The organism is Photobacterium aquae, assembly GCF_001029445.1.
Taxonomy (GTDB): Bacteria; Pseudomonadota; Gammaproteobacteria; order Enterobacterales; family Vibrionaceae; genus Photobacterium; species Photobacterium aquae.
In genome coordinates this window covers 268,024-290,697 of sequence record NZ_LDOT01000002.1, presented here as the reverse complement: position 1 = coordinate 290,697, position 22,674 = coordinate 268,024, and the positions used below count along the sequence as shown (strand labels likewise).

The 22,674-nt window shown below is 50.3% G+C and carries 21 protein-coding genes; 14 read left to right on the top strand and 7 right to left on the bottom strand.

Going from position 1 to position 22,674, the window contains the following annotated elements:
• Positions 1-35: 35 nt before the first annotated feature.
• Entirely contained in the window at positions 36-488 is a 453-nt protein-coding gene (locus ABT56_RS01960) for a CBS domain-containing protein (protein ID WP_047877155.1), read from the bottom strand.
• 246 nt (positions 489-734) lie between these two features.
• Between ABT56_RS01960 and ABT56_RS01955 the strand changes: the two genes are divergently transcribed.
• A complete protein-coding gene (locus ABT56_RS01955; protein ID WP_047877154.1) occupies positions 735-1,784 on the top strand; it encodes a metal-dependent hydrolase in 1,050 nt (349 codons plus the stop codon).
• Positions 1,785-2,103: 319 nt separating this feature from the next.
• Positions 2,104-3,426, top strand: coding sequence for an anaerobic C4-dicarboxylate transporter (locus ABT56_RS01950; RefSeq protein WP_047877153.1), 1,323 nt, complete (start codon positions 2,104-2,106; stop codon positions 3,424-3,426).
• A gap of 461 nt (positions 3,427-3,887) precedes the next feature.
• Here ABT56_RS01950 and ABT56_RS01945 read toward each other — a convergent pair whose 3' ends face one another.
• The 3 genes from ABT56_RS01945 to ABT56_RS01935 all read right to left on the bottom strand — a co-directional run bounded on the left by ABT56_RS01945 (position 3,888) and on the right by ABT56_RS01935 (position 5,846).
• A complete protein-coding gene (locus ABT56_RS01945; RefSeq protein ID WP_047877152.1) occupies positions 3,888-4,322 on the bottom strand; it encodes a phosphate-starvation-inducible protein PsiE in 435 nt (144 codons plus the stop codon).
• A 106-nt stretch (positions 4,323-4,428) separates the two neighbouring features.
• The gene (gene cobO / locus ABT56_RS01940) at positions 4,429-5,034 is read right to left on the bottom strand and encodes a cob(I)yrinic acid a,c-diamide adenosyltransferase (protein WP_047877151.1); all 606 of its coding nucleotides are present in this window, start codon (positions 5,032-5,034) and stop codon (positions 4,429-4,431) included.
• 44 nt (positions 5,035-5,078) lie between these two features.
• Complete coding sequence (locus ABT56_RS01935) at positions 5,079-5,846, bottom strand: adenosylcobinamide-GDP ribazoletransferase (protein ID WP_047877150.1); 768 nt, start codon at positions 5,844-5,846, stop codon at positions 5,079-5,081.
• 135 nt (positions 5,847-5,981) lie between these two features.
• Here ABT56_RS01935 and ABT56_RS01930 point away from each other — a divergent pair, with 135 nt between their 5' ends.
• Positions 5,982-6,677 carry a DUF3313 domain-containing protein gene (locus ABT56_RS01930; RefSeq protein WP_047877149.1) on the top strand — a complete coding sequence of 232 codons (696 nt, stop codon included), beginning with the start codon at positions 5,982-5,984 and terminating at the stop codon, positions 6,675-6,677.
• A 65-nt stretch (positions 6,678-6,742) separates the two neighbouring features.
• Here the strand turns inward: ABT56_RS01930 and ABT56_RS01925 are convergent, their stop codons facing one another.
• The gene (locus ABT56_RS01925; RefSeq protein ID WP_047877148.1) at positions 6,743-8,299 is read right to left on the bottom strand and encodes a SulP family inorganic anion transporter; all 1,557 of its coding nucleotides are present in this window, start codon (positions 8,297-8,299) and stop codon (positions 6,743-6,745) included.
• 331 nt (positions 8,300-8,630) lie between these two features.
• Entirely contained in the window at positions 8,631-11,900 is a 3,270-nt protein-coding gene (gene rne / locus ABT56_RS01920) for a ribonuclease E (RefSeq protein WP_169753873.1), read from the bottom strand.
• A gap of 619 nt (positions 11,901-12,519) precedes the next feature.
• On the opposite strand from rne, the gene rluC reads away from it, so the two are divergent.
• Entirely contained in the window at positions 12,520-13,467 is a 948-nt protein-coding gene (gene rluC, locus ABT56_RS01915) for a 23S rRNA pseudouridine(955/2504/2580) synthase RluC (RefSeq protein WP_047877146.1), read from the top strand.
• 68 nt (positions 13,468-13,535) lie between these two features.
• Here rluC and ABT56_RS01910 read toward each other — a convergent pair whose 3' ends face one another.
• Entirely contained in the window at positions 13,536-14,117 is a 582-nt protein-coding gene (locus ABT56_RS01910; RefSeq protein WP_047877145.1) for a Maf family protein, read from the bottom strand.
• 301 nt (positions 14,118-14,418) lie between these two features.
• On the opposite strand from ABT56_RS01910, the gene yceD reads away from it, so the two are divergent.
• The 10 genes from yceD (at position 14,419) to mltG (ending at position 22,674) form a co-directional block, all read left to right on the top strand.
• Positions 14,419-14,934, top strand: coding sequence for a 23S rRNA accumulation protein YceD (gene yceD, locus ABT56_RS01905; protein ID WP_047877144.1), 516 nt, complete (start codon positions 14,419-14,421; stop codon positions 14,932-14,934).
• A gap of 20 nt (positions 14,935-14,954) precedes the next feature.
• Positions 14,955-15,125, top strand: coding sequence for a 50S ribosomal protein L32 (gene rpmF, locus ABT56_RS01900; protein ID WP_039468809.1), 171 nt, complete (start codon positions 14,955-14,957; stop codon positions 15,123-15,125).
• 9 nt (positions 15,126-15,134) lie between these two features.
• Positions 15,135-16,157, top strand: a complete 1,023-nt coding sequence (gene plsX, locus ABT56_RS01895; protein ID WP_047877143.1) for a phosphate acyltransferase PlsX — start codon at positions 15,135-15,137, stop codon at positions 16,155-16,157.
• Positions 16,158-16,162: 5 nt separating this feature from the next.
• Positions 16,163-17,119: a beta-ketoacyl-ACP synthase III gene (locus ABT56_RS01890; RefSeq protein ID WP_047877142.1), complete on the top strand. Its 957-nt coding sequence runs from the start codon at positions 16,163-16,165 to the stop codon at positions 17,117-17,119.
• Positions 17,120-17,204: 85 nt separating this feature from the next.
• Positions 17,205-18,128, top strand: a complete 924-nt coding sequence (fabD, locus tag ABT56_RS01885) for an ACP S-malonyltransferase (protein WP_047877141.1) — start codon at positions 17,205-17,207, stop codon at positions 18,126-18,128.
• Between the two features lie 70 nt (positions 18,129-18,198).
• The gene (gene fabG, locus ABT56_RS01880; protein ID WP_047877140.1) at positions 18,199-18,933 is read left to right on the top strand and encodes a 3-oxoacyl-ACP reductase FabG; all 735 of its coding nucleotides are present in this window, start codon (positions 18,199-18,201) and stop codon (positions 18,931-18,933) included.
• 157 nt (positions 18,934-19,090) lie between these two features.
• Positions 19,091-19,327 (top strand): acyl carrier protein, encoded by a 237-nt coding sequence (acpP, locus tag ABT56_RS01875; RefSeq protein WP_007467184.1) that lies wholly within the window; start codon positions 19,091-19,093, stop codon positions 19,325-19,327.
• An 85-nt stretch (positions 19,328-19,412) separates the two neighbouring features.
• Positions 19,413-20,654, top strand: coding sequence for a beta-ketoacyl-ACP synthase II (gene fabF / locus ABT56_RS01870; protein WP_047877139.1), 1,242 nt, complete (start codon positions 19,413-19,415; stop codon positions 20,652-20,654).
• 179 nt (positions 20,655-20,833) lie between these two features.
• Complete coding sequence (gene pabC / locus ABT56_RS01865) at positions 20,834-21,670, top strand: aminodeoxychorismate lyase (RefSeq protein WP_047877138.1); 837 nt, start codon at positions 20,834-20,836, stop codon at positions 21,668-21,670.
• Entirely contained in the window at positions 21,664-22,674 is a 1,011-nt protein-coding gene (gene mltG / locus ABT56_RS01860; RefSeq protein WP_047877137.1) for an endolytic transglycosylase MltG, read from the top strand. The genes pabC and mltG overlap by 7 nt, the downstream gene beginning before the upstream one ends.

Here is a 22,674-nt window from a genome sequence, read left to right as displayed (position 1 = left end):
GATACTCAGCTAGTTAGCTTGCCGAGAGGACTTTCTTAGGCGGCTGACTTTTTCTTCTTCAGGGATTTTTGCCGTTCCAGACTATCCCGGTAAGCAGCGAGAAGGTCGATCGCCGAGAGCATTCCGACCAGTTCCCCGGCTTTGTTGAGCACCGGAGCCGCGCCAATGTGGTTGTCGAGAATGGTGCCAATGGCTTTGGTGAGAGTATCGTAGGTGCGTACGTGGATAACATCTTTGCACATGACATCGCTAATGTGGAGGTCATCGGTGAGGTGGTACTCATGGCCTACATCTGGGGACTCATCGACCCAGCCAGGCCGTCTTAGCTCTCTATCGCTGACAATCCCTACCAGTTCGCCACTACCGTCAACGACCGGGAGGTGGCGGATGCTTTCATCTTTCATCAGGAAAAAAGCTTCTCGGATCCCGGCATCGGGGGCTATCGTGATGACTTTCTGGGTCATGTACTCTGACACTTTTTGGGGCATCGCATCATCCTTTTTTGTATATGAATGGCTCTGTCTCTTTTCTACCCTAGCGGATCTTGGCGGATCCCGCTGCGATCTGCTCCGTGTTTTGGCCAGTATATAGAGGATGCCCAAAACAAAATGGTAACAATTATTGTATGTTTTTATCTTCGAGTCGCCTCAACGTAGGGGGGCAAAATGCGTTAACTTACCAAAGCATTTTTTGTTAATGTGTGGCGGCAGTTCGATGGACGAGAGGAGTAGGATGTGGATTCAGTAACACAAGCTGCATTGGGAGCGGCGGTCGCCGGGGCCATAGCCGGTAGACAATGTTCGCCGAAGGTTTTGTTGGCCGGGGCGGCATTGGGCACACTGCCGGATCTGGATGTGTTGATCAGTTATGGTGATCCTGTTTCCGATATGGTCAAGCACCGGGGATTCAGTCACTCTTTGTTCGTGCTTTTGCCATTTTCATTGTTGCTGAGCTGGCTATGGCAGAGATGGCGTCCGATCCCTTTTTCGTTTATGAGGTTATGGTTGCTGGTGGCGGCATGTCTGATCACCCACCCATTGCTTGACGCATGCACAACCTATGGTACCCAGCTGTTTTGGCCGATCCCTTATCCGGTCTCTATTTCAAGTATCTTCATTATTGACCCGCTATATACGTTGCCGTTGCTGCTGACTGTCGTGGCCGCATTGCTCTGGCGTGGACGGGCGGCGAAGTTATGTATGGTGGGCTTAGGGTTATCGACGATCTATCTCTCGTGGTCATTGATTGCGTATCAGATGATTGAACAGCGGGTAGAACAGTATACCGCCTCGACCGATTTGGAGGGGAAGCCGGTATTTATCGCCCCCACGCCGTTGAATACGGTATTGTGGCGTGTGGTTGTGAAAGGTGAGCATACTTACTGGGAAGGGTTGGTTTCGTTGTTTGACGAGAGCAACGAGATAGCGTTGATCGCCAAGCCTAAAGGGACGTTTCCAGAAGGACTCCAACCGTCGAAGCATATAAACATGTTGGATCATTTTACGTCTGGATTTATCAAGTATGAACAGCGCGACAATATCTTGGTAGTTTCTGATCTTCGGCTGGGGATGGTGGATTACTTGCCATTTCAATTTGCGTTGGCGACTCAAAGCGCACAGGGGGATTGGCAGTTGACGGATCCCCGACAGCTTGAAAGCCCAAATGTACAGCCGAAGCATTTACCCGCCTTATGGCTAAGGCTGTTGGGTAATCAAGATATCGATGCCAACCTTTGTCATATATCTGAGTGCCCCGACATCACGGCGAGTGTTGTGAATATGTAGCACATATTGTTGGTGTTTGGCTTGGCTTTATCTTTCGCCCTGTGGTTATCTTACCACGGGGCTTTTATTTGCTTGTTTTTCAATCGCATGTAATTTTGGTGTAAAAAACGGGTTTGTTAATAGTGTCTTTGATGTAGTGCTTCATTGTTTATAGTACGGCGTTTTCAAGTGGCAACTCACAGTTCGCTATACCAGTAAAATTAGGCTTGGAGAAATTGACAGGTATCAAATTTTGGTTATTAGCATACTGGCACTCTGCTCACAGTTTCATTTCTCATTCCGACACCGGAATACATTATTGATATAGGGAGATAGCAAAATGCTGTACTTGGAATTTCTCTTCCTCTTACTCGTTTTATATGCAGGAAGCCGATTTGGTGGTATTGGTCTAGGGGTTGTTTCTGGCCTTGGCTTGTTAGTTGAAGTATTTATTTTCAGAATGCCTCCGACTTCGCCACCGATCACGGTGATGCTGATCATTTTGGCTGTGGTGACATGTGCCTCTATTCTGGAAGCTGCGGGTGGCTTGAAATACATGCTTCAAATTGCTGAACGTATTTTGCGTAGCAATCCTAAGCGTGTCACTTTCCTTGGTCCATTGGTCACTTACGTCATGACATTTATGCTAGGTACCGGCCATGCGGTTTACTCAATCATGCCGATTATCGGTGATGTCGCGCTGAAGAACGGTATTCGTCCTGAACGTCCGATGGCGGCCTCTTCGGTGTCATCGCAGTTGGCGATTACTGCCAGCCCAATTTCAGCGGCCGTTGTGTACTATTTGTCACAACTGTCTGGCGTGCAGGAAAGTATTAGCCTGATGACGATCCTGATGGTGACTGTACCGTCAACGTTGTTGGGTACCTTGCTGCTTTCTCTATACAGTTTGCGCCGTGGTGCTGATTTGAGCGAAGATCCTGAATACCAGCGCCGTCTGAATGATCCGTTGTGGAAAGATAAAATTCTGCATACAACCTCTACCTCGCTGGATGAAAAACTGCCGCAGTCAGCCAAGCATGCTGTTTTGCTATTTATCATGGCATTGGTTGTCATTGTGATTGTGGCAATGGTGCCGGAAATTCGCACAATTGGTGAAGGTAAGCCAATCTCAATGTCTGTCGTTATCCAGATGATGATGCTGGCTTTCGGTGGCTTGATTTTGCTGGTGACCCGTACCAATGTTCAGAAGGTGCCAGAAGGCGTCGTGTTCAAATCAGGCATGGTGGCTGCTATTGCTATCTTTGGTATTGCATGGATGAGTGACACCTATTTCCAGTATGCGATGCCATCGTTCAAGTCTGGGATCACTGATATGGTTCAGCAGTACCCGTGGACATTCGCACTGGCTCTGTTCACCGTTTCTGTGGTGGTTAACAGCCAGGCTGCGACTGCACGTATGATGCTACCGGTCGGTATGGCAATGGGGCTGAGCCCGGCGTTGCTAATTGGTCTGATGCCTGCGACATACGGTTACTTCTTTATCCCTAATTACCCATCGGATATTGCAACTTGTAACTTCGATGTCACAGGAACGACTAAAATAGGTAAGTGGTACTTTAATCACAGTTTCATGATGCCTGGTTTGATCGGTGTGGTATCTGCTTGTGCGATAGGTTACACGATTGCGCAAATTATCGTATAAAGATCATTAGTGATTGTACTATCTTCTTTAGAATAGTCACAGAATCAGTATGTTGTGATGGTAAAGCCAATAGCTCATAGCTATTGGCTTTTATTACCAGAAACTGAAGCGGCATTGGCGATATTGGCCGGTATGATTTGCCGGGTCGCAAGGTGTGGCGCTGGGAAAGCACGACTCATTTTTGTGATTAAAGATATTATTGTTTTTTGAAATAGCATCTCTGCATATCAGTAAGGCATTAGATAGTTTTATTTTTTACTGAGGGTGTAATGATTAAAGTTGATTTTGACGAACTCAGAATGCGAATGCATGGCAAGGCTTTGAAAAAAGCAGTGGCGTATTACAAAAAGAAGTTTAGTCGTCCGAAAACGATAAGTTGATGTATTGGCTTAAGCCGTTGCGAAAAGAGAAAAAGGAGCGGGTAACCGCTCCTTTTTTATATTTAGCGCTAGCAGGGGCCGTTAGTCATCAGACTGGCGTCGGCCAGGAATATTGACTTCTTCATAGGGCCAGTAATGGTGGCCGATACGGATGATCAGTGTTGCGGCAGCAAGAATAAATGCCGCCGTTGATAGCCATACGACGTAGATCCCATCTAGTTCTTTCATGCCCAGAGTGATATAGCGGGCAATGGCCATGATGGCAATGTAAATCGGGTAGCGCACCGGGATCTTACCGTTGGTGACGAATTGCTGCACCATAGCCAAGACCTCGAGGTAGATAAACATGAGCAGGATATCGGTCAGCAGGATTTGCTTGTTGGTCCAGACATGAATAAATTCGGTGATCATCGCCGCGAGGGTTGCCATCGTAATGGCTACAAGCAGGACGGCTTCCATGACGTGGAAAAGCTTTAAAAATGGCTGACTGAATTTTTTGGGTAAATGTGAAGGCATACTTAACCCTTATAGGAATAAAATTTTGCGAATTATAACCTTAAGCGTGGTTGTTATGAAGGGATATGCCAAGGGGTGATGCCCAATAGGATTGGGCATCGGAATCTTACCAGTCGATGCCTTTGCGTGCTTTGACGCCGCTTTCGAATGCGTGTTTGACATTGCGCACTTCTGATACAGTATCGGCCAGCTCGATCAAAGCGCGGTGGGCGCCTCGGCCAGTGACGATCACGGACTGCATCGGCGGTCGGTTAGTGATGGCGCTGAGTACTTCCTCAAGCTCGATATAGCCGTAGGTGATCATGTAGGTCAACTCGTCGAGCAGGACGACATCGTAACGCTGATCGGCCAGCATGCGTTTGCATTCAGTCCAAGTGGTTTGGGCGGCGACTGTGTCAGCCTCTTTGTTTTGGGTCTCCCAAGTAAAGCCCGTAGCCATAACGGCAAAGTCAACACCATGCTGTTCAAGCAGAGATCGTTCGCCACAGTCCCACGTCCCCTTGATGAACTGGCCGACACCGCATTGCTGGCCGTGGCCAACGGCGCGGGCAATAGTGCCAAACCCCGACGTCGATTTTCCCTTGCCGTTGCCGGTAATGATAAGGAATAGGCCTTTTTCTTCCTGAGCGGCATCGATACGGGCATCGATTTCAGCTTTCACTTTTTCCTGTCTGGCTTTGTAACGTTCGTTTTTTGGGTTTTGTTCTGCCATAGGTTTCCTTGTTCTCTTTGGTAGCTGGATCTTTTGACCGTGATTTAATGCCATAACGCAAGCAGTACCAGATAGCCGCTAAGCTCCGAGAGCTGTTGGGCAGCGCCAAGGCAGTCTCCGGTGTAGCCGCCGAGCTGGCGAACGAACCACCGCGCGCAGAGGTAGCGAACAATAACCAGAGTAACGGCGAGGAGCACGGCTGTCGTCATGGGTAGAACCAGCAATATAATCAAACTGGTGAAAATTAAAACCCACAAATCCTGCGGGCTTTGTTGGTTGGCCAGCGGCTTGACCTTGCTTTCTGCATCAAGCCTGACATAGGGATAGCTGAAGATAAGACTAGCTGCAACGGCGCGGCTCAGGCCGTGCAGGCAAACAATGGCTAGCATGGTTTGTGTGACAGAATGCCCGGCCAATGCCGAGAGGCTGGTCCACTTTAGCAGCAAGGCCAGAATGAGGGCGGCAGCCCCGTAGGTGCCGAGGCGGGAATCTTTCATGATCTTGAGCTTTTGCTCTGTCTCCCAACCACCGCCGAACCCGTCAAAGACATCGGCTAGCCCGTCTTCGTGAAAAGCACCTGTGATCAATAATCCTGCAACCATGGATAGCAAGATGGCGATTTCGGTTGGGAGCAGCCATTGGCTCACGCCAAAGACAGCAGCACAAATCCCCCCGACGATAATACCGACCAGAGCAAAATAACGATTGGCACTGTTGAGTAGTTCAGGGGAATAGGGCACGGAAGCCGGAATGGGGATCCGGGTAAAGAAAGCGAGGGCGATAAGAAATAGGTGCCATTGGTGCTTGAACATAATGATTCCGGGTCAGGACGGGAGACAAATCGCAAAGTGGGTATAAGTTACTCAATATTCGTCGATAAAGCTATAACCACTCTGGTAATACCGTTTTATACGGTATGCCATTCCATTTGGGTGAGGGAGGTTGCTATGCGAATTATAATATGTGGATTGTTAGTTTTGTTGGCTGGGTGCTCAAGCCGATTACCGACTGAGGAAGAGCAGAATTTCAGCCGGATTGCCAACCCGAATGCATTAAGCGAAGTTGCTTATATTGAGGATGCTACCGGGTTGCAATGGGTTTCTCCGGCGTTGACGGTAGCGCACTATGACACGTTGATGATCGATCCGGTTGGTGTGCACCCTCAGGCCAAAAATGTCGCGCAAGTGCCGGCGGGCGTGTTGGACAGGGTATCGCTGCGCCTGACCCAAATTCTTCACGATGAGTTGGGTAAGGGGATTGATATTGTTGATTCTTCTCGGCCGAAGGCGGCACGGTTGCAGGTTGAAATCAGCCGGGCCAGTACCGACATGGAGGATTTGAAAATCACCGAGGTGCTACCGTATGGGGCTTTGATTGGCGCCACTAAAGCGCTGCTTGGAACGCGTGATCGGAATGTTCGTCTGTTGGTGGAATCGCAATTGCTGGACAGCCAAAGCGGGGAGGTACTTGCCGAACGGGTGAGTGTCCTGCTGGCGGAAGATATTTTGGAAAACGATACCGAGCTGCTCAAATATCAGCAAATCAAAGAGATAGTCGATCAGTTTACCCAAGATATAGTCCATTTCATTCGGCTCACTGTTTATGAGGCAGAAAAGAACACCAAGCCTCGCCATTTGGGCTGAGCCCCGAGACCAAAAACAAAACGCCCGCAGTTGCGGGCGTTTTTGTCGGTAAGTCTAGGGTGTAGTTAGCCTAGCGTATCGGTCGCAACCTTGTAGGTTGGATCTTCTAGCATGTTAATTTCCACCAAGTTGCCGGCTTTTTTCAGCAAAGAGCGACATTCAGGGCTCAAATGGCGAATATGCAGGGTCTTGCCTTGGTTGGTGTAACGTTCGGCAACGGTATCAATCGCTTCGATGGCGGAGTGATCGGCAACACGCGAATTGGCGAAATCAATAATGACATTGGCCGGATCGTTTTTGGCATCGAACAGCTCAAGGAAGTGCGATGCCGAGCCGAAGAATAGCGGGCCATTGACGACATAAATTTTCGAGCCGTTTTGATCGGTATGGCTGGTGGCGTAGATACGCTTGGCATGTTCCCAGGCAAAGACAAGCGCTGAGTAAATCACACCGACGATAACGGCCAGAGCAAGGTCGAAGGCCACAGTCACGCCTGTAACCAGCAAGATCGCAAAGAAATCATGGGTTGGAACTTTACGAGCTAGCTTGAAAGTTGCCCACTCAAAGGTGCCGATAACAACCATGAACATTACCCCAACTAGGGCAGCTAGCGGAATCATCTCAATCAGTGATGAGCCGAACAGGATAAACAGCAGCAGGCCCACGGCCCCCGTGATGCCGGACAGGCGGCCTCGGCCACCCGAGTTGATGTTGATCATCGACTGGCCGATCATCGCACAGCCACCCATAGCGCCAAATACCGAACAGGTCATGTTGGCAATACCTTGGCCAACACACTCTCGGTTACCTTGGCCTCGAGTACCCGTCATTTCATCGATAACAGTTAGGGTCAACAGGGACTCAATCAAGCCGACAGCGGCGAGGATCACTGAGTAAGGTAGGATAATGCGCAGGGTTTCCATATTGAAGCCAACCTCAGGTAGAGCAAAGGTCGGCAATGAGCCTGCGAGAGTAGCGTTGGCATCGCCGCTCATAGTGCGGACGAAATCTACCACGGTACGGGTATCAAGGCCTAGGCCATGAACCAGCAAGGTTACGGTGATAATAGCAACCAGCGATGACGGAACGGCCTTGGTCAACTTAGGCAAGAAATGAATAATCGCCATTGTCAGCAGTACCAGCCCAAGCATGATGTAGAGCTGAGGGCCCTGCATCCATACCAATGCGCCGGTGGCGTCAGGGACTTTGAACTGGCCGAGCTGGGCCAGAAAGATGACGATAGCCAGACCATTGACGAAACCGATCATTACCGGGTGGGGAACCATCCGGATGAATTTGCCCAGCTTAAATATCCCAGCCAAAATTTGGATGACGCCTGCAAGCATGATAGCGGCGAAGAGGTATTGGATACCGTGTTCAGCAACAAGGCTAACCATGACGACAGCCATAGCACCGGTGGCACCAGAAATCATGCCCGGACGGCCGCCAAGAACGGCAGTTACAAATCCGACGATAAAGGCCGCATACAGGCCAACCATTGGGTCAACACCTGCTACGAAGGCGAACGCCACGGCTTCTGGAACCAGGGCGAGGGCCACCGTAAGCCCGGAAAGAACGTCATTTTTGACGGATTGCTTCGAAAATTGTGGGAACTCAAACATTTTACTCAGTTATCTTCCGGTAATGATGGATGGGTGTAGATATAAAGTTGCGCATCCTACAGAAATATGTGATTTAGTTCAACTTTCAATCGCTTGATTTCGTCAAATTTGTTTATGAGTATAAATAAATTTGATGAAAGTAACATGAATCATGAAAAAACAATGATTATGGATGTTTCATGGCGACGTTAATGAGGATGCATAGATTGCCGCATTTTGAATGTGACTAGCTGCGCGTTTATTGAGGCGTTTAGATGGGTATTAGTATAGATAAAGAAAAAGCCATGCAGAAACTGCATGGCTTTTTTTAGCGTGGAATAACCCACTTACATTACATTGTAGGCTTGGTCATTGGCGCTGTAGCAAGGCTGGTTGCTGTTTGGCTGCCAGCTTGGCGTGCAGTAAGACGCTGTTCGCGCATCGGTGCAACTGCTACCACAATCGGAGCAGCTGATGATGCAGGTGCAGGTGCTTTAGCCATTTGGGCAACAGCATGGTTGCCGCGAGGGCTAGTTGCTGTTACTGGCGCTGTCGTTGCTGCAACCGCAGCTTTCGCTGGGGCTTCCACTACGATCTCTGCATCTTGAGCAGGCTCTTCGCTGACATTCATTGCTGTCATAGCTGCTTGGGCTGCCGCAACGGCTTGGGCAACTTGCTCAGCTTCGCCATCAACAACAGGTGCGTTGTCGGCAGAAACTGCAGCCGTTTCTTGGCTAGGTGCACGCTCACGCAGCGGGAATGCTTTACCCATTGCGATTTCAGGCATTGCAACGCCACCAAGAGTATTGCTTGCTGGTGCTTCTACTGCTGCATCGCTTGCTTCGGCATCTGCTGTTTCAACAGGTGCTTCAACCGGCAACTTAGGCGCTGACGGCCATACTTTGCCCATTGCCATCTCAGGTGATGCAACACCTGTTAGTTGGCGTGGTGCAGCTTTTGGCTTCTCAACGATAGTCACAACATTCTCGATGTCGTTTAGTACATCGGTTGCTTCCTCTACGGCCTGACCAACTGCATCGGTAACAAGCTGCTCAACATCGCCCTGTTGCTCCGGACGTGTGTCACGGATGCGGCGACGGCGCTGGCCGCTGGCACGAAGGTGACGAGGAGAACGGCGGTTACGACGCTGGTTACCGTCTTGCTCGGCTTGCTTGTCGTCTTTGTTCTCTACGTCTTGGTCAGAGGCTTCCGCTTTGGCAGCCATTGCCATTGCTGTACCCATTTCGGCCAGTGGAGAAGGGGTTGTTGTCTCTTCTGCTACTGGAGCATCTACAGGTGCTACAGCCATTAGCTCTGCATCGTCGGTCACGCGGATTTTCTTGCGAAGATCACGGCGTTGGCGGCGCTGTTTCACTTTGGTTGTTTTTTCCTGCTCTTGCTTTTCCTCAACGGCTACAGTTGGCTTTTCAGCTTTGGCTGGCTGCTCTTCGTTGCGGCGCTGCTTTTGAACCTGAACGTCTTCGCGGCGAGATTGGCGCTTTTGCTCTTTCTCTTTGCGAGGCTGCTGGCTCTGCTTCTCAGCATGCTGCTCGGCATTGTCTTTGGCTTTTTCGTTGCGCTCACCGCGGCGGCGAGACTGACGCTGTTCACGTTGTTCGCGCTGCTGCTCGGTGTTTTGCTTTACTTCAGACTCTTGGCGGTCTTGACGACCACGGCGGTTGTCTTTCGCATTGCGGCGGTTGTCCTGGCGCTCACCACGCTCTTGACGTTCGCCACGTTCCTGACGTTCACCACGGCGGTTGCCTTCTTGGCGCTCACCACGACGGTTGTCTTGACGTTCGCCATTACGACGGGTGTCGCGACGATCACGGCGATTACGCTTGTTGCCTTCTTTCTTCTCTTCTTGCTTGGTTTCTACTTCTGGCTTGTTGCCTGAGAAGAAGTTTGCAATGGCAGAGAAAATACGGCTAAAGAAGCCTGGCTTTTCATTGCTAGCAGCAACGTTTGCAGATTGTGGCTTGGCCTTGGCTGGCTGTGCCGCTGCTGCAGGTTGTGCTGGCGGTGTGGCAAAACCTTGAAGTACAGGTTCTTCACGTTTTCTGGTCGGCACTCGCTCTTGTGCTGTCTCACCGGATTCAGCTTCGCGAAGCGCTTCAAGTGCGTTAGGCAAATGGTAGGACAGAGCGTCGAATTCATCACCGGCGCGAACACGGACAACCTCAAAATGCGGAGTTTCCATGTTGGCATTAGGTACGATGATAACGCGTACATCGTGTGATTTTTCGATGTACTGTACCGAACGACGTTTTTCGTTAAGCAGGTACGAAGCAATCGCGACAGGTACAACCGCTAGTACTTGAGAGGTGTTGTCTTTCAGTGCTTCTTCTTCGATCAGACGCAAGATAGACAGCGACAGTGATTCGCTATCACGGATCACGCCGGTACCGGTACAACGAGGACATACGTGGTGGCTCGCTTCTGCCAGAGACGGGCTCAGACGCTGACGAGACATTTCCAATAGGCCGAAGCGAGAAATACGACCGATCTGAACGCGGGCACGGTCCATGCGGACAGCTTCGCGCAGGCGGTTTTCTACTTCGCGCTGGTGACGTACTGGTGTCATGTCGATGAAGTCGATAACGACTAGGCCGCCAAGGTCACGAAGACGTAGCTGGCGAGCGATTTCATCGGCTGCTTCAAGGTTAGTCTGAAGCGCTGTCTCTTCGATGTCGCCGCCTTTGGTTGCGCGGGCTGAGTTGATATCGATAGAGGTAAGTGCTTCGGTCGGGTCGATAACGATAGAGCCACCGGATGGCAGACGAACTTCACGCTGGAAGGCGGATTCGATCTGGTTTTCGATCTGGTAGTGATTGAACAGCGGGGTATCGTTGTTTTCGTAAAGTTTTACGCGGCTTAGGAAGTCAGGGCGTACTTGTTCGATATGGCTGCGTGCACGGTCATAAATCTTTTTGCTGTCGATGACGATTTCGCCAATATCGCGGCGAAGGTAGTCACGGATAGCACGAGCAATGACGTTACTTTCCTGATGGATTAGGAAAGGTGCTGGCGCTGAATCTGATGCGTGTTTTACGCGTTCCCAATGGTTTAGCAGGTAGTCTAGGTCATATTTCAGATCTTCGGCTGACTTGCCAACACCTGCGGTACGCACGATTAGGCCCATGCCTTGAGGCAGTTCCAGAGTGCTTAGTGCGGCTTTCAGTTGGGTGCGTTCTTCACCTTCGATACGACGGGAGATACCGCCTGCACGAGGGTTGTTTGGCATCAGAACCAAGTAGCTGCCCGCAAGGGAGATGAAAGTGGTAAGGGCTGCGCCTTTGTTGCCTCGTTCTTCTTTGTCAACCTGAACAATTACTTCCTGACCTTCTTTCAGCACTTCCTTAATGTTAGGGCGGCCTTGGTAAGAATAATCAGAAGGGAAATAGTCACGGGCGATTTCTTTAAGAGGGAGGAAACCGTGGCGCTCTGCACCGTAGTCAACGAACGCTGCTTCCAGACTTGGTTCGATACGTGTGATGCGTCCTTTGTAGATGTTTGCTTTTTTAGATTCGTGGCCAGGGCTTTCGATATCAAGATCAAAGAGCTTCTGCCCATCAACCAATGCGACGCGCAACTCTTCCTTTTGAGTTGCGTTAATCAACATTCTCTTCATTTCTATTGTACTCGTTTTTTATAGTCAGCAAGTGCCTCCGGTAATGTGTTCGTCCTGATGGTGCCTGACCCCAAGTCTGATCGAAGATGCAGCCTCACGGCTGGAATTCAGGGGTGCTTTTTGGCAACACATATCATCCAACTGTACCAAGATGGTTAGATCTTATTCTGTACAGCTGGCACACCGACTTTCTGCGGCGGTATCTTTCACATCAGTGATAAAAACAAAACTGGAATGCACTAAAAATCACTCTGAGGAAGTTAACGTCTTACGCCACGTGCTGCGTTTCTCGTCAGAGTTGCATGTAAAACAATCAAGCAGGCGGTCTTTTGCTCGCCTCGCTGGCAAGGTAGGCAATTTTTTCTACTCTTGCACGCCAATCATAGCAGGGTGACTTTTTTGCGGCAATCTGCTTTATCTCTTAGTGGGCGCAAGATGCCGTATTCTTGGAGGCAATAGTCAGGTTTTGTGCTGGGGAAAGATATGTTACCAAAGCGGTATTGACAAATTTGCCGTGATAAAAGAGCCCGTATGGGGCGAGGAGGGAAAATCACTGTGCTACGAGTATCTTGAGGTTACTTGGTTATAGAGGCGTGTTAGAATGCCGCCCATGAAAGATGATAAACCAAAAGTGCAGTTCATCGAGATTTCTGATGATTTTGCAGGCCAGCGAATCGATAATTTCCTTCGGGCGCGGCTTAAAAATGTACCAAAAAGTATGATTTACCGTATTTTGCGCAAAGGTGAGGTACGGGTAAACAAAAAGCGTATAAAACCAGAGTACAAGCTGCAAGACGGCGATTTGGTGCGTGTGCCGCCGGTAACGCTACCTGAAAAGGACGAGCAGGCACCTGTTAGCACCAAGCTGGACAAGGTTGCTGAGCTGGAGTCGTGCATCATCTATGAAGATGACCACATGCTGATCCTGAACAAGCCATCGGGTACCGCGGTGCATGGTGGTAGCGGCCTGAAGTTTGGTGCTATCGAAGCATTGCGTGCTCTGCGTCCTGATGCCCGTTTCCTTGAATTGGTACACCGCATTGACCGCGATACATCGGGGATTTTGCTGGTGGCCAAGAAGCGTTCTGCGTTGCGCAAGCTTCAAGAGCAGTTTCGTAACAAGACCGTGCAGAAATATTATTTTGCGTTGGTAATGGGCGAGTGGAAAGCCAGCTGCAAGAAAGTGACGGCCCCGCTTTTGAAAAATGAGGTGAATAGCATTGTTCGGGTTAACCCGAACGGTAAGCCGTCAGATACCCGCTTTAAGATCATTGAGCGTTTGCAACAGGCCACGTTGATCCAAGCAAGTCCGGTGACAGGTCGTACCCACCAGATCAGGGTTCACTGCCAGTACGCTGGACACCCGATTGCGTGGGACGATCGTTATGGCGATCCGCGTTTTGATGCCTTTACTAAAAAGGTGGGCCTGAATCGCTTGTTCCTCCATGCGGCCAATATTAAATTTGCCCATCCGAATACCGATGAGGCTATGGATATATCGGCACCGATGGAACCGATGCTCAATAAGGCCATTGAGCAACTGCGCCTTAAAGGCTAACAAGGTTCGTCGTACTACAAGACAAAAACGGCAGTCATCATGACTGCCGTTTTTGTATCTGGTGCCGGTTAAAGTATGTCGATGCCTTCGGCGGCGAGCATCTCGCACAGTGTTATCAGCGGTAGGCCAACAAGGGTATTGGGGTCACGGCCTTCCAAGCGGTCGAACAAGGCGATCCCCAACCCTTCGCTTTTGAAGCTACCGGCGCAGTTGAGGGGGTGCTCTCGTTCGACATAGCGACGAATAGCCTCGCTGGTTAGCTGGCGGAAATGGACGTGGAAGGGCTCGCAAATAACCTGGCTGTGGCCGGTCTTGGCGTTGTGAAGACATAGGCCAGTATAGAAGGTGACAGTTTGGCCACTGGCTGCCTCAAGCTGCTTGCAGGCGTTTTCCGTGGTATGCGGCTTGCCGACAATCTCATTGTTGATAACGCAGACTTGGTCGGAACCGATAATGAGGTGTTCGGGATGCTGGTCGGCACACGCTTTGGCCTTGGCTTCTGCAAGGCGGCATACCAGTTGTTCGGCAGATTCCCCAGGGTAGACACTTTCATCGGTATTGGGGCTGGCGGTGGAGAAGGTTAATTCCAGTTTGTTGAGGAGCATTTGGCGATACGGAGAGGTCGAGGCCAGCAGCAAAGGTTGGTTCATGGTGCTTTCCGATTAAATTAGGGTTGTGGTAGTCTACGCGTCCGGGTTTGCGATGGCTACGTTATACTGGTAGCTGATGTGATGGGGTTGGTGGCCTTTTCGCCATTTTTTGTGCGTTATTTGTGCGGTGTAAGCAGTGTTGTCATTGTGTTGCCGAACAAACAGATAGCAGACAAAATGGTGGAAGTAGCTGTGTGAACTCGTCTGTCTCTGGTTAGGAGGCGACGAAATGGCTAAATGCTGTTAATTCGCACACATTTCCTTTGACTCACACTGATTAGAAGGCTAATATTCGCGCCCTATGCAAAAGGTAAAATTGCCGCGTACGGTTGATCCGGTCCGCGCAGCTCAGAAAAAACTCGATTATGATGGTATCATCAAGGCCGAGCTTCTTGAGCGTCTGGCTGAATCAACGCAGAGCGTAACACGTGATGCAAACGTCACCTTATCATTTGACTTGGACCAGCGCCATGTCGCGTTCGTGCGCGGACGCGCGGATGTTGAAGTGGTGCTAACCTGTCAGCGATGCCAGGAAGAATTCAATCACGAATACAGTGTTGAGTTCTGCTATAGTCCGCTCTTCAAGCCTGAAGAAGCAGATGATTTACCGGAAGCTTATGAGCCGGCTGACGTCGACGAAAATGGTGAGATCAACCTGATTCAAATCGTTGAAGACGAGTTGATTCTGGAATTACCTCAAGTCGCTATGCATGATGACGCTGACTGTAAAGCCAGTGGAAACATGACTTTTGGTGAGATCCCCGTTGCTGATGAGCGTCCAAATCCGTTTGCAGTATTGAAAAATCTAAGTAAGTAATTTTAACAGGAGTAGGGTTAATGGCCGTACAAAAGAGCAAAAAATCACGTTCAGCACGTGGTATGCGTCGTTCACACGATGCACTAACAACTGCAGCTGTATCTGTAGATTCTGCAAGTGGTGAAACTCACCTACGTCACCACGTAACTGCTGACGGTTTCTACCGTGGCCGTAAGGTTATCAACAAGTAAGGTTGAGCCTTGAGTGGTCTAACCGTTGCACTTGATGCAATGGGCGGGGACTTCGGTCCTCAAGTAACAGTGCCTGCCTCCGTGCAGGCACTGTTGCAATTCCCTGAGCTAAAAGTAGTCCTATTCGGTGATCTAAGTGCGATCACATCCCAATTATCTCTCCTGAACCAAACGAATCACCCTCGAATCCAGATCGTCCATTGCGATAACGTTATCGCAAACGATACGCGTCCTTCTCAGGCTCTGCGCCGAAGTCAAGGCTCCTCGATGCGTGCTGCTCTTGATGCAGTTTCAGACGGAACGGCAGATGCTTGCGTGAGTGCGGGCAATACCGGTGCGTTGATGGCATTGTCCCGTTATATTCTCAAGCAACTTCCTGGTGTTGATCGTCCGGCGTTGGTCTCTGCAATCCCGACGTTGGGCAGCAAGCGTACTTGGCTACTTGATCTTGGTGCCAATGTATCTTGCGATGCTGATACGTTGTTTCAGTTTGCGGTGATGGGGGCGGTGCTGGCCGAGCAAGGCACACCGAATCCTACCGTGGCCTTGCTGAATATCGGTGAGGAGCACATCAAGGGGAACGATCAAGTTCGTCGTTGTGCTGAAATGTTGGCAGATTTGGACGATATCAACTACGTTGGCTTCTTGGAAGGTGACCAAATTTATACGGGCAAAGCGGATGTTATCGTCTGCGATGGTTTTGTCGGCAATGTTAGCCTGAAAACCAGCGAAGGCGTCGCCAACCTGTTTATCGCGAGCTTGAAAAAAGCGATTGCGGAGCATCCAGTTAAGCGACTTGTCGCCAAATGGCTGTTTCGTGACCTATTTGAGACGGTAAACCAGCTGAAACCCGACCAGTATAATGGCGCGAGTCTGTTAGGATTGCGCGGTATCGTGGTAAAAAGCCATGGAAGTGCTGACATCACAGCATTTACCAATGCGATTGGCGAGGCTGTGAACGAGGTCAAGCGGCAAATACCGACTAAAATCAGTGACCGTTTGGAAGAAGTCTTACTCGAGAGGCATTATTAGTCTTCATGTATAGCAAAATTTTAGGTACTGGCAGTTACCTGCCGGAACAAATCCGTACTAATGCCGACCTAGAGCAAATGGTTGACACTAGCGATGAGTGGATCGTTGCACGCACCGGTATTCGTGAGCGCCGCATTGCCAATGCTGACGAAAGCGTGGCTGTGATGGGCTATCAGGCCTCCCTTAATGCCATCGAAATGGCTGGCATTAATAAGGAAGACATTGATCTGATCATTGTCGCGACAACCAGCGCCAGCCATTCATTCCCTTCGGCTGCCTGTCAGGTGCAGGGAATGCTGGATATCAAGGGTTGCCCAGCCTTCGATATTGCCGCGGCGTGTTCAGGCTTTGTGTACGCCTTGAGTATTGCCGATCAGCACATCAAAACCGGTATGGCGAAAAATGTACTGGTTATTGGTGCTGATGCGCTTTCTCATAAATGTGCCCCAGATGATCGTTCCACGATCATTTTGTTCGGTGATGCTGCGGGTGCCGTAGTTGTGGGTGCGAGCGAAGAGCCTGGCATTATTTCCACCCATCTTCATGCTGATGGTCATTTCGGTGGCTTGCTAAGCCTTGCTGTGCCTGATCACGGTCAAGCGTTCAGCGACGACAAGTGGCTGTATATGGCGGGTAACGAAGTGTTCAAAGTGGCGGTTACCCAACTGTCTAACCTTGTGAAGGACACATTGGCCGCCAATAATATGGACAAGTCAGAACTAGACTGGCTGGTTCCCCATCAGGCCAATATGCGTATTATTACCGCGACGGCCAAAAAGTTGTCGATGTCGATGGATCAGGTGGTTGTGACGCTTGACCGCCACGGCAACACATCGGCGGCCACCGTGCCCACAGCATTGGACGAAGCCGTTCGTGACGGTCGCATCCAACGTGGCCAGACGCTTCTTCTGGAAGCCTTTGGCGGCGGTTTCACTTGGGGTTCTGCCCTGGTGAAGTTCTAACGAATTTTATCATTGTGTTATTTGGGGAGTGTTATTGACTCCCCCTAAATCTGGCGGGTGCCAGAAACAGAATAAGGATTCTCGAATGTCTAAGTTCGCAGTTGTTTTCCCGGGTCAGGGTTCTCAGACAGTAGGTATGCTGGCTGAGCTGGCCGAGCAGTTTGACGTTGTTAAGCAGACTTTTGCTGAAGCGTCTGATGCCCTAGGCTATGACCTGTGGGCACTGGTACAAAATGGCCCAGTCGAAGATCTGAACCAAACTCACCGTACCCAGCCTGCACTACTGACTTCTTCAGTGGCGATTTGGCGTGTATGGCAAGAGCAGGGTGGCGCTCAGCCAGCGGTTCTTGCTGGTCACAGCCTCGGTGAGTACTCAGCACTGGTTTGTGCCGGTGTGATTGATTTCAAAGAGGCTGTGAAGCTTGTTGAGCTTCGTGGTCAGCTGATGCAAGAAGCGGTTCCTGCCGGTGTTGGCGCAATGTCTGCCATTATCGGTTTGGACAACGATGCGATTGCCAAGGCGTGTGCGGAAGCTGCTCAGGATCAGGTTTGTTCGCCGGTTAACTTTAACTCACCTGGTCAGGTGGTTATCGCCGGTAACAAAGAAGCGGTAGAGCGTGCTAACGCGCTATGTAAGGAAGCGGGTGCCAAGCGTGCATTGCCGCTGCCGGTTTCTGTGCCATCTCACTGTGAGCTGATGAAGCCTGCTGCCGAGAAGCTAGCTGTTGCATTGGAAGCCATTGAGTTCAATGCGCCTGCGATCCCTGTGATCAACAACGCCGATGTGGCGACGGAGACTGATCCTGCTGCTATCAAGTTGGCACTGGTTAAGCAACTATACGGCCCAGTACGTTGGACTGAGTCTGTTGAGCGCATGGCTGGCGAGGGTATTGAATCTCTGCTTGAGTTTGGCCCGGGTAAAGTGCTGACTGGCCTGACTAAGCGTATCGAGCGCTCGCTGGGCGGTGCTGCAGTGAACGATCCTGCTAGCCTAGAAGCGGCAAAATAATAATGTGACCTGCTAGGGTAGCCACAAGGCATTCTGGCAGGGACTCCATACCCATTTGAGAGGAATAACAATGAGCCTGGAAGGTAAAATTGCTCTGGTAACGGGCGCTAGCCGTGGTATCGGCCGTGCGATTGCTGAAATTCTTGTTGAGCGTGGCGCAACCGTTATTGGTACTGCAACCTCTGAAAACGGCGCTGAAGCGATCAGTGCATATCTTGGCGGCAACGGCAAGGGCTTGGCATTGAACGTGACTGACCCTGAGTCTGTCGAGTCAGTACTTAAGCAAATCAAAGAAGAATTCGGCGATATCGATATTCTGATTAACAATGCAGGTATTACTCGCGACAATCTGCTGATGCGCATGAAAGATGATGAGTGGCAGGATATCCTTGATACCAACCTGACCTCTGTATTCCGTTTGTCAAAAGCGGTACTGCGTTCCATGATGAAGAAGCGTTACGGCCGTATCATCAACATCGGCTCTGTTGTTGGTACAATGGGCAATGCTGGTCAGACTAACTATGCGGCTGCGAAAGCGGGCTTGGTTGGTTTTACCAAGTCGATGGCTCGTGAAGTGGCTTCTCGTGGTATTACTGTGAACACAGTAGCGCCTGGTTTCATTGAAACAGATATGACCAAAGCCCTAAATGACGATCAGCGTGCCGCGACATTGGCGAATGTTCCGGCTGGCCGTTTGGGTGATCCGCGTGAAATTGCAGCAGCTGTTGCTTTCTTAGCCTCTAATGATGCTGGTTATGTGACCGGTGAGACCCTACATGTCAATGGCGGCATGTATATGATTTAATCAAAAAAGTTGCATAACTTGCTGATGCAAGTCAAACTCAACTTGATTTAACGGTAAATCGTGGTTTGACCAGCGAGTTGAGTATTGCAACTTTTGCAGTATTGAATAAACTACAGCAAATCGCATTAGCGAATTCTTGTTTTAAGGAAATAGATTAATGAGCAACATCGAAGAACGCGTAAAGAAAATCATCGTTGAGCAACTAGGTGTAGACGAAGCAGAAGTTAAGAACGAAGCATCTTTCGTTGACGATCTAGGCGCAGACTCTCTAGATACAGTTGAACTAGTAATGGCTCTTGAAGAAGAATTCGACACTGAGATTCCTGACGAAGAAGCTGAAAAAATTACTACAGTTCAAGCTGCAATCGACTACGTTGTTGGCGCATCTGAGTAATTGACGAACTCCCTCCAGGCGGTCTCCATGACCGCCTGATTTCTTTTGCAATCTGTTTTATCCTCAAGTCCCGGAGAAATGAATCGTGTCTAAGCGTCGCGTTGTTGTTACTGGCATGGGTATGCTATCACCGGTAGGCAATACAGTTGAGTCTTCTTGGAATGCTCTACTTGCCGGCACCAGCGGTATCTGCACTATTGAACATTTTGATGCTAGCGCATTTGCTACCCGTTTTGCTGGATTGGTCAAAGACTTCAACTGTGAAGACTACATGTCCAAGAAAGATGCCCGTAAAATGGATCTATTTATCCAGTACGGTATCGCAGCAGGCGTACAAGCAATTAAAGACTCTGGTCTTGAAATTACTGAAGAGAACGGCCCGCGCGTAGGCGTGGCAATTGGTTCTGGTATTGGTGGTCTAGGTCTTATCGAGACAAACCATCAGGCACTTCTTGAAAAAGGCCCGCGCAAGATCAGCCCATTCTTTGTTCCGTCTACAATCGTGAACATGATCGCTGGTCACCTGTCTATCATGCATGGTATGCGTGGTCCGAATATTGCTATTTCGACTGCTTGTACAACGGGTCTGCACAATATTGGCCATGCCGCACGTATGATTGCATACGGCGATGCAGACGCCATGCTGGCCGGTGGTGCTGAAAAAGCATCAACCCCATTGGGTATGGGTGGTTTCGCTGCTGCGAAGGCACTGTCTACTCGCAATGATGACCCACAGGCGGCATCTCGCCCTTGGGACAAAGACCGCGATGGTTTCGTACTAGGCGATGGCGCCGGTATGATGATGCTTGAAGAATACGAGCATGCGAAAGCACGTGGTGCGAAAATTTATGCAGAAGTTGTTGGCTTTGGTATGAGTGGTGATGCTTATCACATGACTTCACCAAGTGCCGATGGTTCTGGTGGCGCACTGGCAATGGAAGCGGCTATCCGTGATGCGGGTATCAATGCTGACCAAATCGGCTATGTGAATGCTCACGGTACATCGACACCTGCTGGTGACGTTGCAGAAACACTTGGCATCAAGCGCGCAATGGGCGCGGCTGCCAGCAAGGTTATGGTTTCTTCTACTAAGTCTATGACCGGCCACCTATTGGGTGCTGCGGGTTCAGTTGAAGCGATCATCACAGCTCTGTCACTGTGCGAGCAGGCGGTACCGCCGACAATCAACCTGGATAACCCGGATGAAGGTTGTGATCTGGACTACGTTCCAGGCGAAGCTCGCCAAGTGAAAAATATGGAATACGCACTGTGTAACTCGTTCGGTTTCGGTGGAACCAACGGCTCTTTGCTATTCAAGAAAATCTAATGGATAACCGGTTATCATAATCTTTTATGTGACCTGTTATGATAGACGGCCCAACGCATTGCGTTGGGCCGTTTTTTTATCTCTGTGCTATGTCTGAACACAGGCGGTGATAGGTCTTATTTTTTGCCGAGCTGGCCTCACTGGCTGGTCTTTCGCAAATGTCGCAAATAGGGTGGTGGATGATCCTAATCAATGGTGTGAAAGCGTCATCGGTCGCGGTGAGCGACAGGGCGATGCAATATGGTGATGGGTGTTTCACCACGATGCTGGTGGAACAAGGCAAGGTTCGATTATGGCCGTATCATTTGGCGCGTTTGCAGACTGCTCTGGAAAGGCTGGCGATTAGCGCTCCTGATTGGGGGGCACTAACGGAGAGTGTCCATCAGTTGGCTGCCGATCTGTGCCCTCCGCAAGAGGCGGTTAATAGCAGTAGTAAAGCGGGTATCAAAATTCTTATCAGCCGTGGCAGTGGCGGGCGTGGTTACAGCGCAGCCGGTTGCAACGATACGCAGGTGGTGATTTCGACGTTTGCGTGGCCTGCCCATTATACTCAATGGCAACATGATGGAATTGCACTGGGGGTGTGTCGGCAGTCATTGGCTAAAGCGCCGATGCTGGCCGGATTAAAGCACCTCAACCGCTTGGAGCAGGTAATGCTTAAGCGTGAGGTAGAACAGCATGGCTGGGTCGATGCCCTAGTGTGTGATGTGGACGGGTATGTAGTGGAAACCGTCGCCTCGAATATTTTTTGGCGCAAAGGTGATCAGGTGTATTCGCCGGCGCTTGATACGTCGGGCGTTGAAGGAGTAATGCGCCGCCATGTTATCGAATTGCTGGAGGCAATGGGGTATCATACGCGGCTGGTTAAAGCGCCGATTGAAACCGTATTAGCGGCCGATGAGGTGTTTATTACCAATGCCCTGATGGCCTTGGTGCCGATTAATGAAATCAATGGAATATCTTTTCGCGAGCGCAGTGCGCTGGTTGAGCTGAACAAGAGGTTGTATACGTGCTAAAGAAGTTGGTGATCCTAGTCGTCTTGCTGGGGGTTATGGCGGCCGGAGCGTTGGGCTGGTCATATCAGCAAGTCAAATCATCACTGAATGCCCCGGTAGCGAACAGCGAACCGGTTTTGTTGGCAGTCAAGTCAGGTACCTCGTTTCGGGGGCTGCTGGCCCAATTAGACAGCGATGATATCATACCCGTATCACCTTGGACGCGTTGGATTCCCAAGTTGGAGCCTCAGTTGACCCGTCTGAAAAGTGGTACTTATCTTGTTGCACCTGGAATGACGCTGCGCGATGTATTGGCGCTGGTGGCATCAGGTCGGGAACACCAGTTCTCTATTACCTTGGTTGAAGGTGATCGCTTCACTGACTGGCGCGCGCAGCTTGCCGAGGCTCCGTTTATTACTCACGCCAGTGAAGGGATGAGTGAGGCCGAGGTCGCTAAGGCAATCGGTGCCAATGTGAATAAGCTAGAAGGCTACCTGCTTCCGGAAACCTACCACTATACGGCGGGAACCAGTGATCTGGATGTGTTGCGCCGAGCCTACCGTGATATGGCAGAGCTGCTTGATAGCGCTTGGAAGAGCCGAGATCAGTCGATTCCGCTCAAGACGCCTTACGAGGCTTTGATCATGGCGTCTATTATCGAAAAAGAAACCGCCGTGGACGGTGAGCGCGGGGTGGTATCGTCTGTATTCATGAACCGTTTGGACAAGGGGATGCGCCTGCAAACCGATCCTACGGTGATTTACGGTATGGGTGACAAGTACGATGGCAATATTCGTAAGCGCGATTTGCGTACACCGACTCCATACAACACCTATACCATTTTCGGTTTGCCGCCAACGCCGATTGCCATGCCGAGCAAGGCTTCTGTGCTGGCGGCGGTGAAGCCTGATCAGAGCAGCTACTTTTACTTTGTTGCCGATGGCAAGGGTGGCCATACTTTTTCACGTACACTGGCTGAGCATAATCGTGCCGTTCGGGTGTACCTAAAATCGCTAAGAAAATAA

Bases quoted from the DNA above. Each gene is read 5' to 3' on its own strand.
- ABT56_RS01960 (WP_047877155.1), bottom strand. From the start codon at position 488: ATGCCCCAAAAAGTGTCAGAGTACATGACCCAGAAAGTCATCACGATA.
- ABT56_RS01950 (WP_047877153.1), top strand. From the start codon at position 2,104: ATGCTGTACTTGGAATTTCTCTTCCTCTTACTCGTTTTATATGCAGGA.
- ABT56_RS01945 (WP_047877152.1), bottom strand. From the start codon at position 4,322: ATGCCTTCACATTTACCCAAAAAATTCAGTCAGCCATTTTTAAAGCTT.
- cobO (WP_047877151.1), bottom strand. From the start codon at position 5,034: ATGGCAGAACAAAACCCAAAAAACGAACGTTACAAAGCCAGACAGGAA.
- ABT56_RS01935 (WP_047877150.1), bottom strand. From the start codon at position 5,846: ATGTTCAAGCACCAATGGCACCTATTTCTTATCGCCCTCGCTTTCTTT.
- ABT56_RS01930 (WP_047877149.1), top strand. From the start codon at position 5,982: ATGCGAATTATAATATGTGGATTGTTAGTTTTGTTGGCTGGGTGCTCA.
- ABT56_RS01925 (WP_047877148.1), bottom strand. From the start codon at position 8,299: ATGTTTGAGTTCCCACAATTTTCGAAGCAATCCGTCAAAAATGACGTT.
- rne (WP_169753873.1), bottom strand. From the start codon at position 11,900: ATGTTGATTAACGCAACTCAAAAGGAAGAGTTGCGCGTCGCATTGGTT.
- rluC (WP_047877146.1), top strand. From the start codon at position 12,520: ATGAAAGATGATAAACCAAAAGTGCAGTTCATCGAGATTTCTGATGAT.
- ABT56_RS01910 (WP_047877145.1), bottom strand. From the start codon at position 14,117: ATGAACCAACCTTTGCTGCTGGCCTCGACCTCTCCGTATCGCCAAATG.
- yceD (WP_047877144.1), top strand. From the start codon at position 14,419: ATGCAAAAGGTAAAATTGCCGCGTACGGTTGATCCGGTCCGCGCAGCT.
- rpmF (WP_039468809.1), top strand. From the start codon at position 14,955: ATGGCCGTACAAAAGAGCAAAAAATCACGTTCAGCACGTGGTATGCGT.
- ABT56_RS01890 (WP_047877142.1), top strand. From the start codon at position 16,163: ATGTATAGCAAAATTTTAGGTACTGGCAGTTACCTGCCGGAACAAATC.
- fabD (WP_047877141.1), top strand. From the start codon at position 17,205: ATGTCTAAGTTCGCAGTTGTTTTCCCGGGTCAGGGTTCTCAGACAGTA.
- fabG (WP_047877140.1), top strand. From the start codon at position 18,199: ATGAGCCTGGAAGGTAAAATTGCTCTGGTAACGGGCGCTAGCCGTGGT.
- acpP (WP_007467184.1), top strand. From the start codon at position 19,091: ATGAGCAACATCGAAGAACGCGTAAAGAAAATCATCGTTGAGCAACTA.
- pabC (WP_047877138.1), top strand. From the start codon at position 20,834: ATGATCCTAATCAATGGTGTGAAAGCGTCATCGGTCGCGGTGAGCGAC.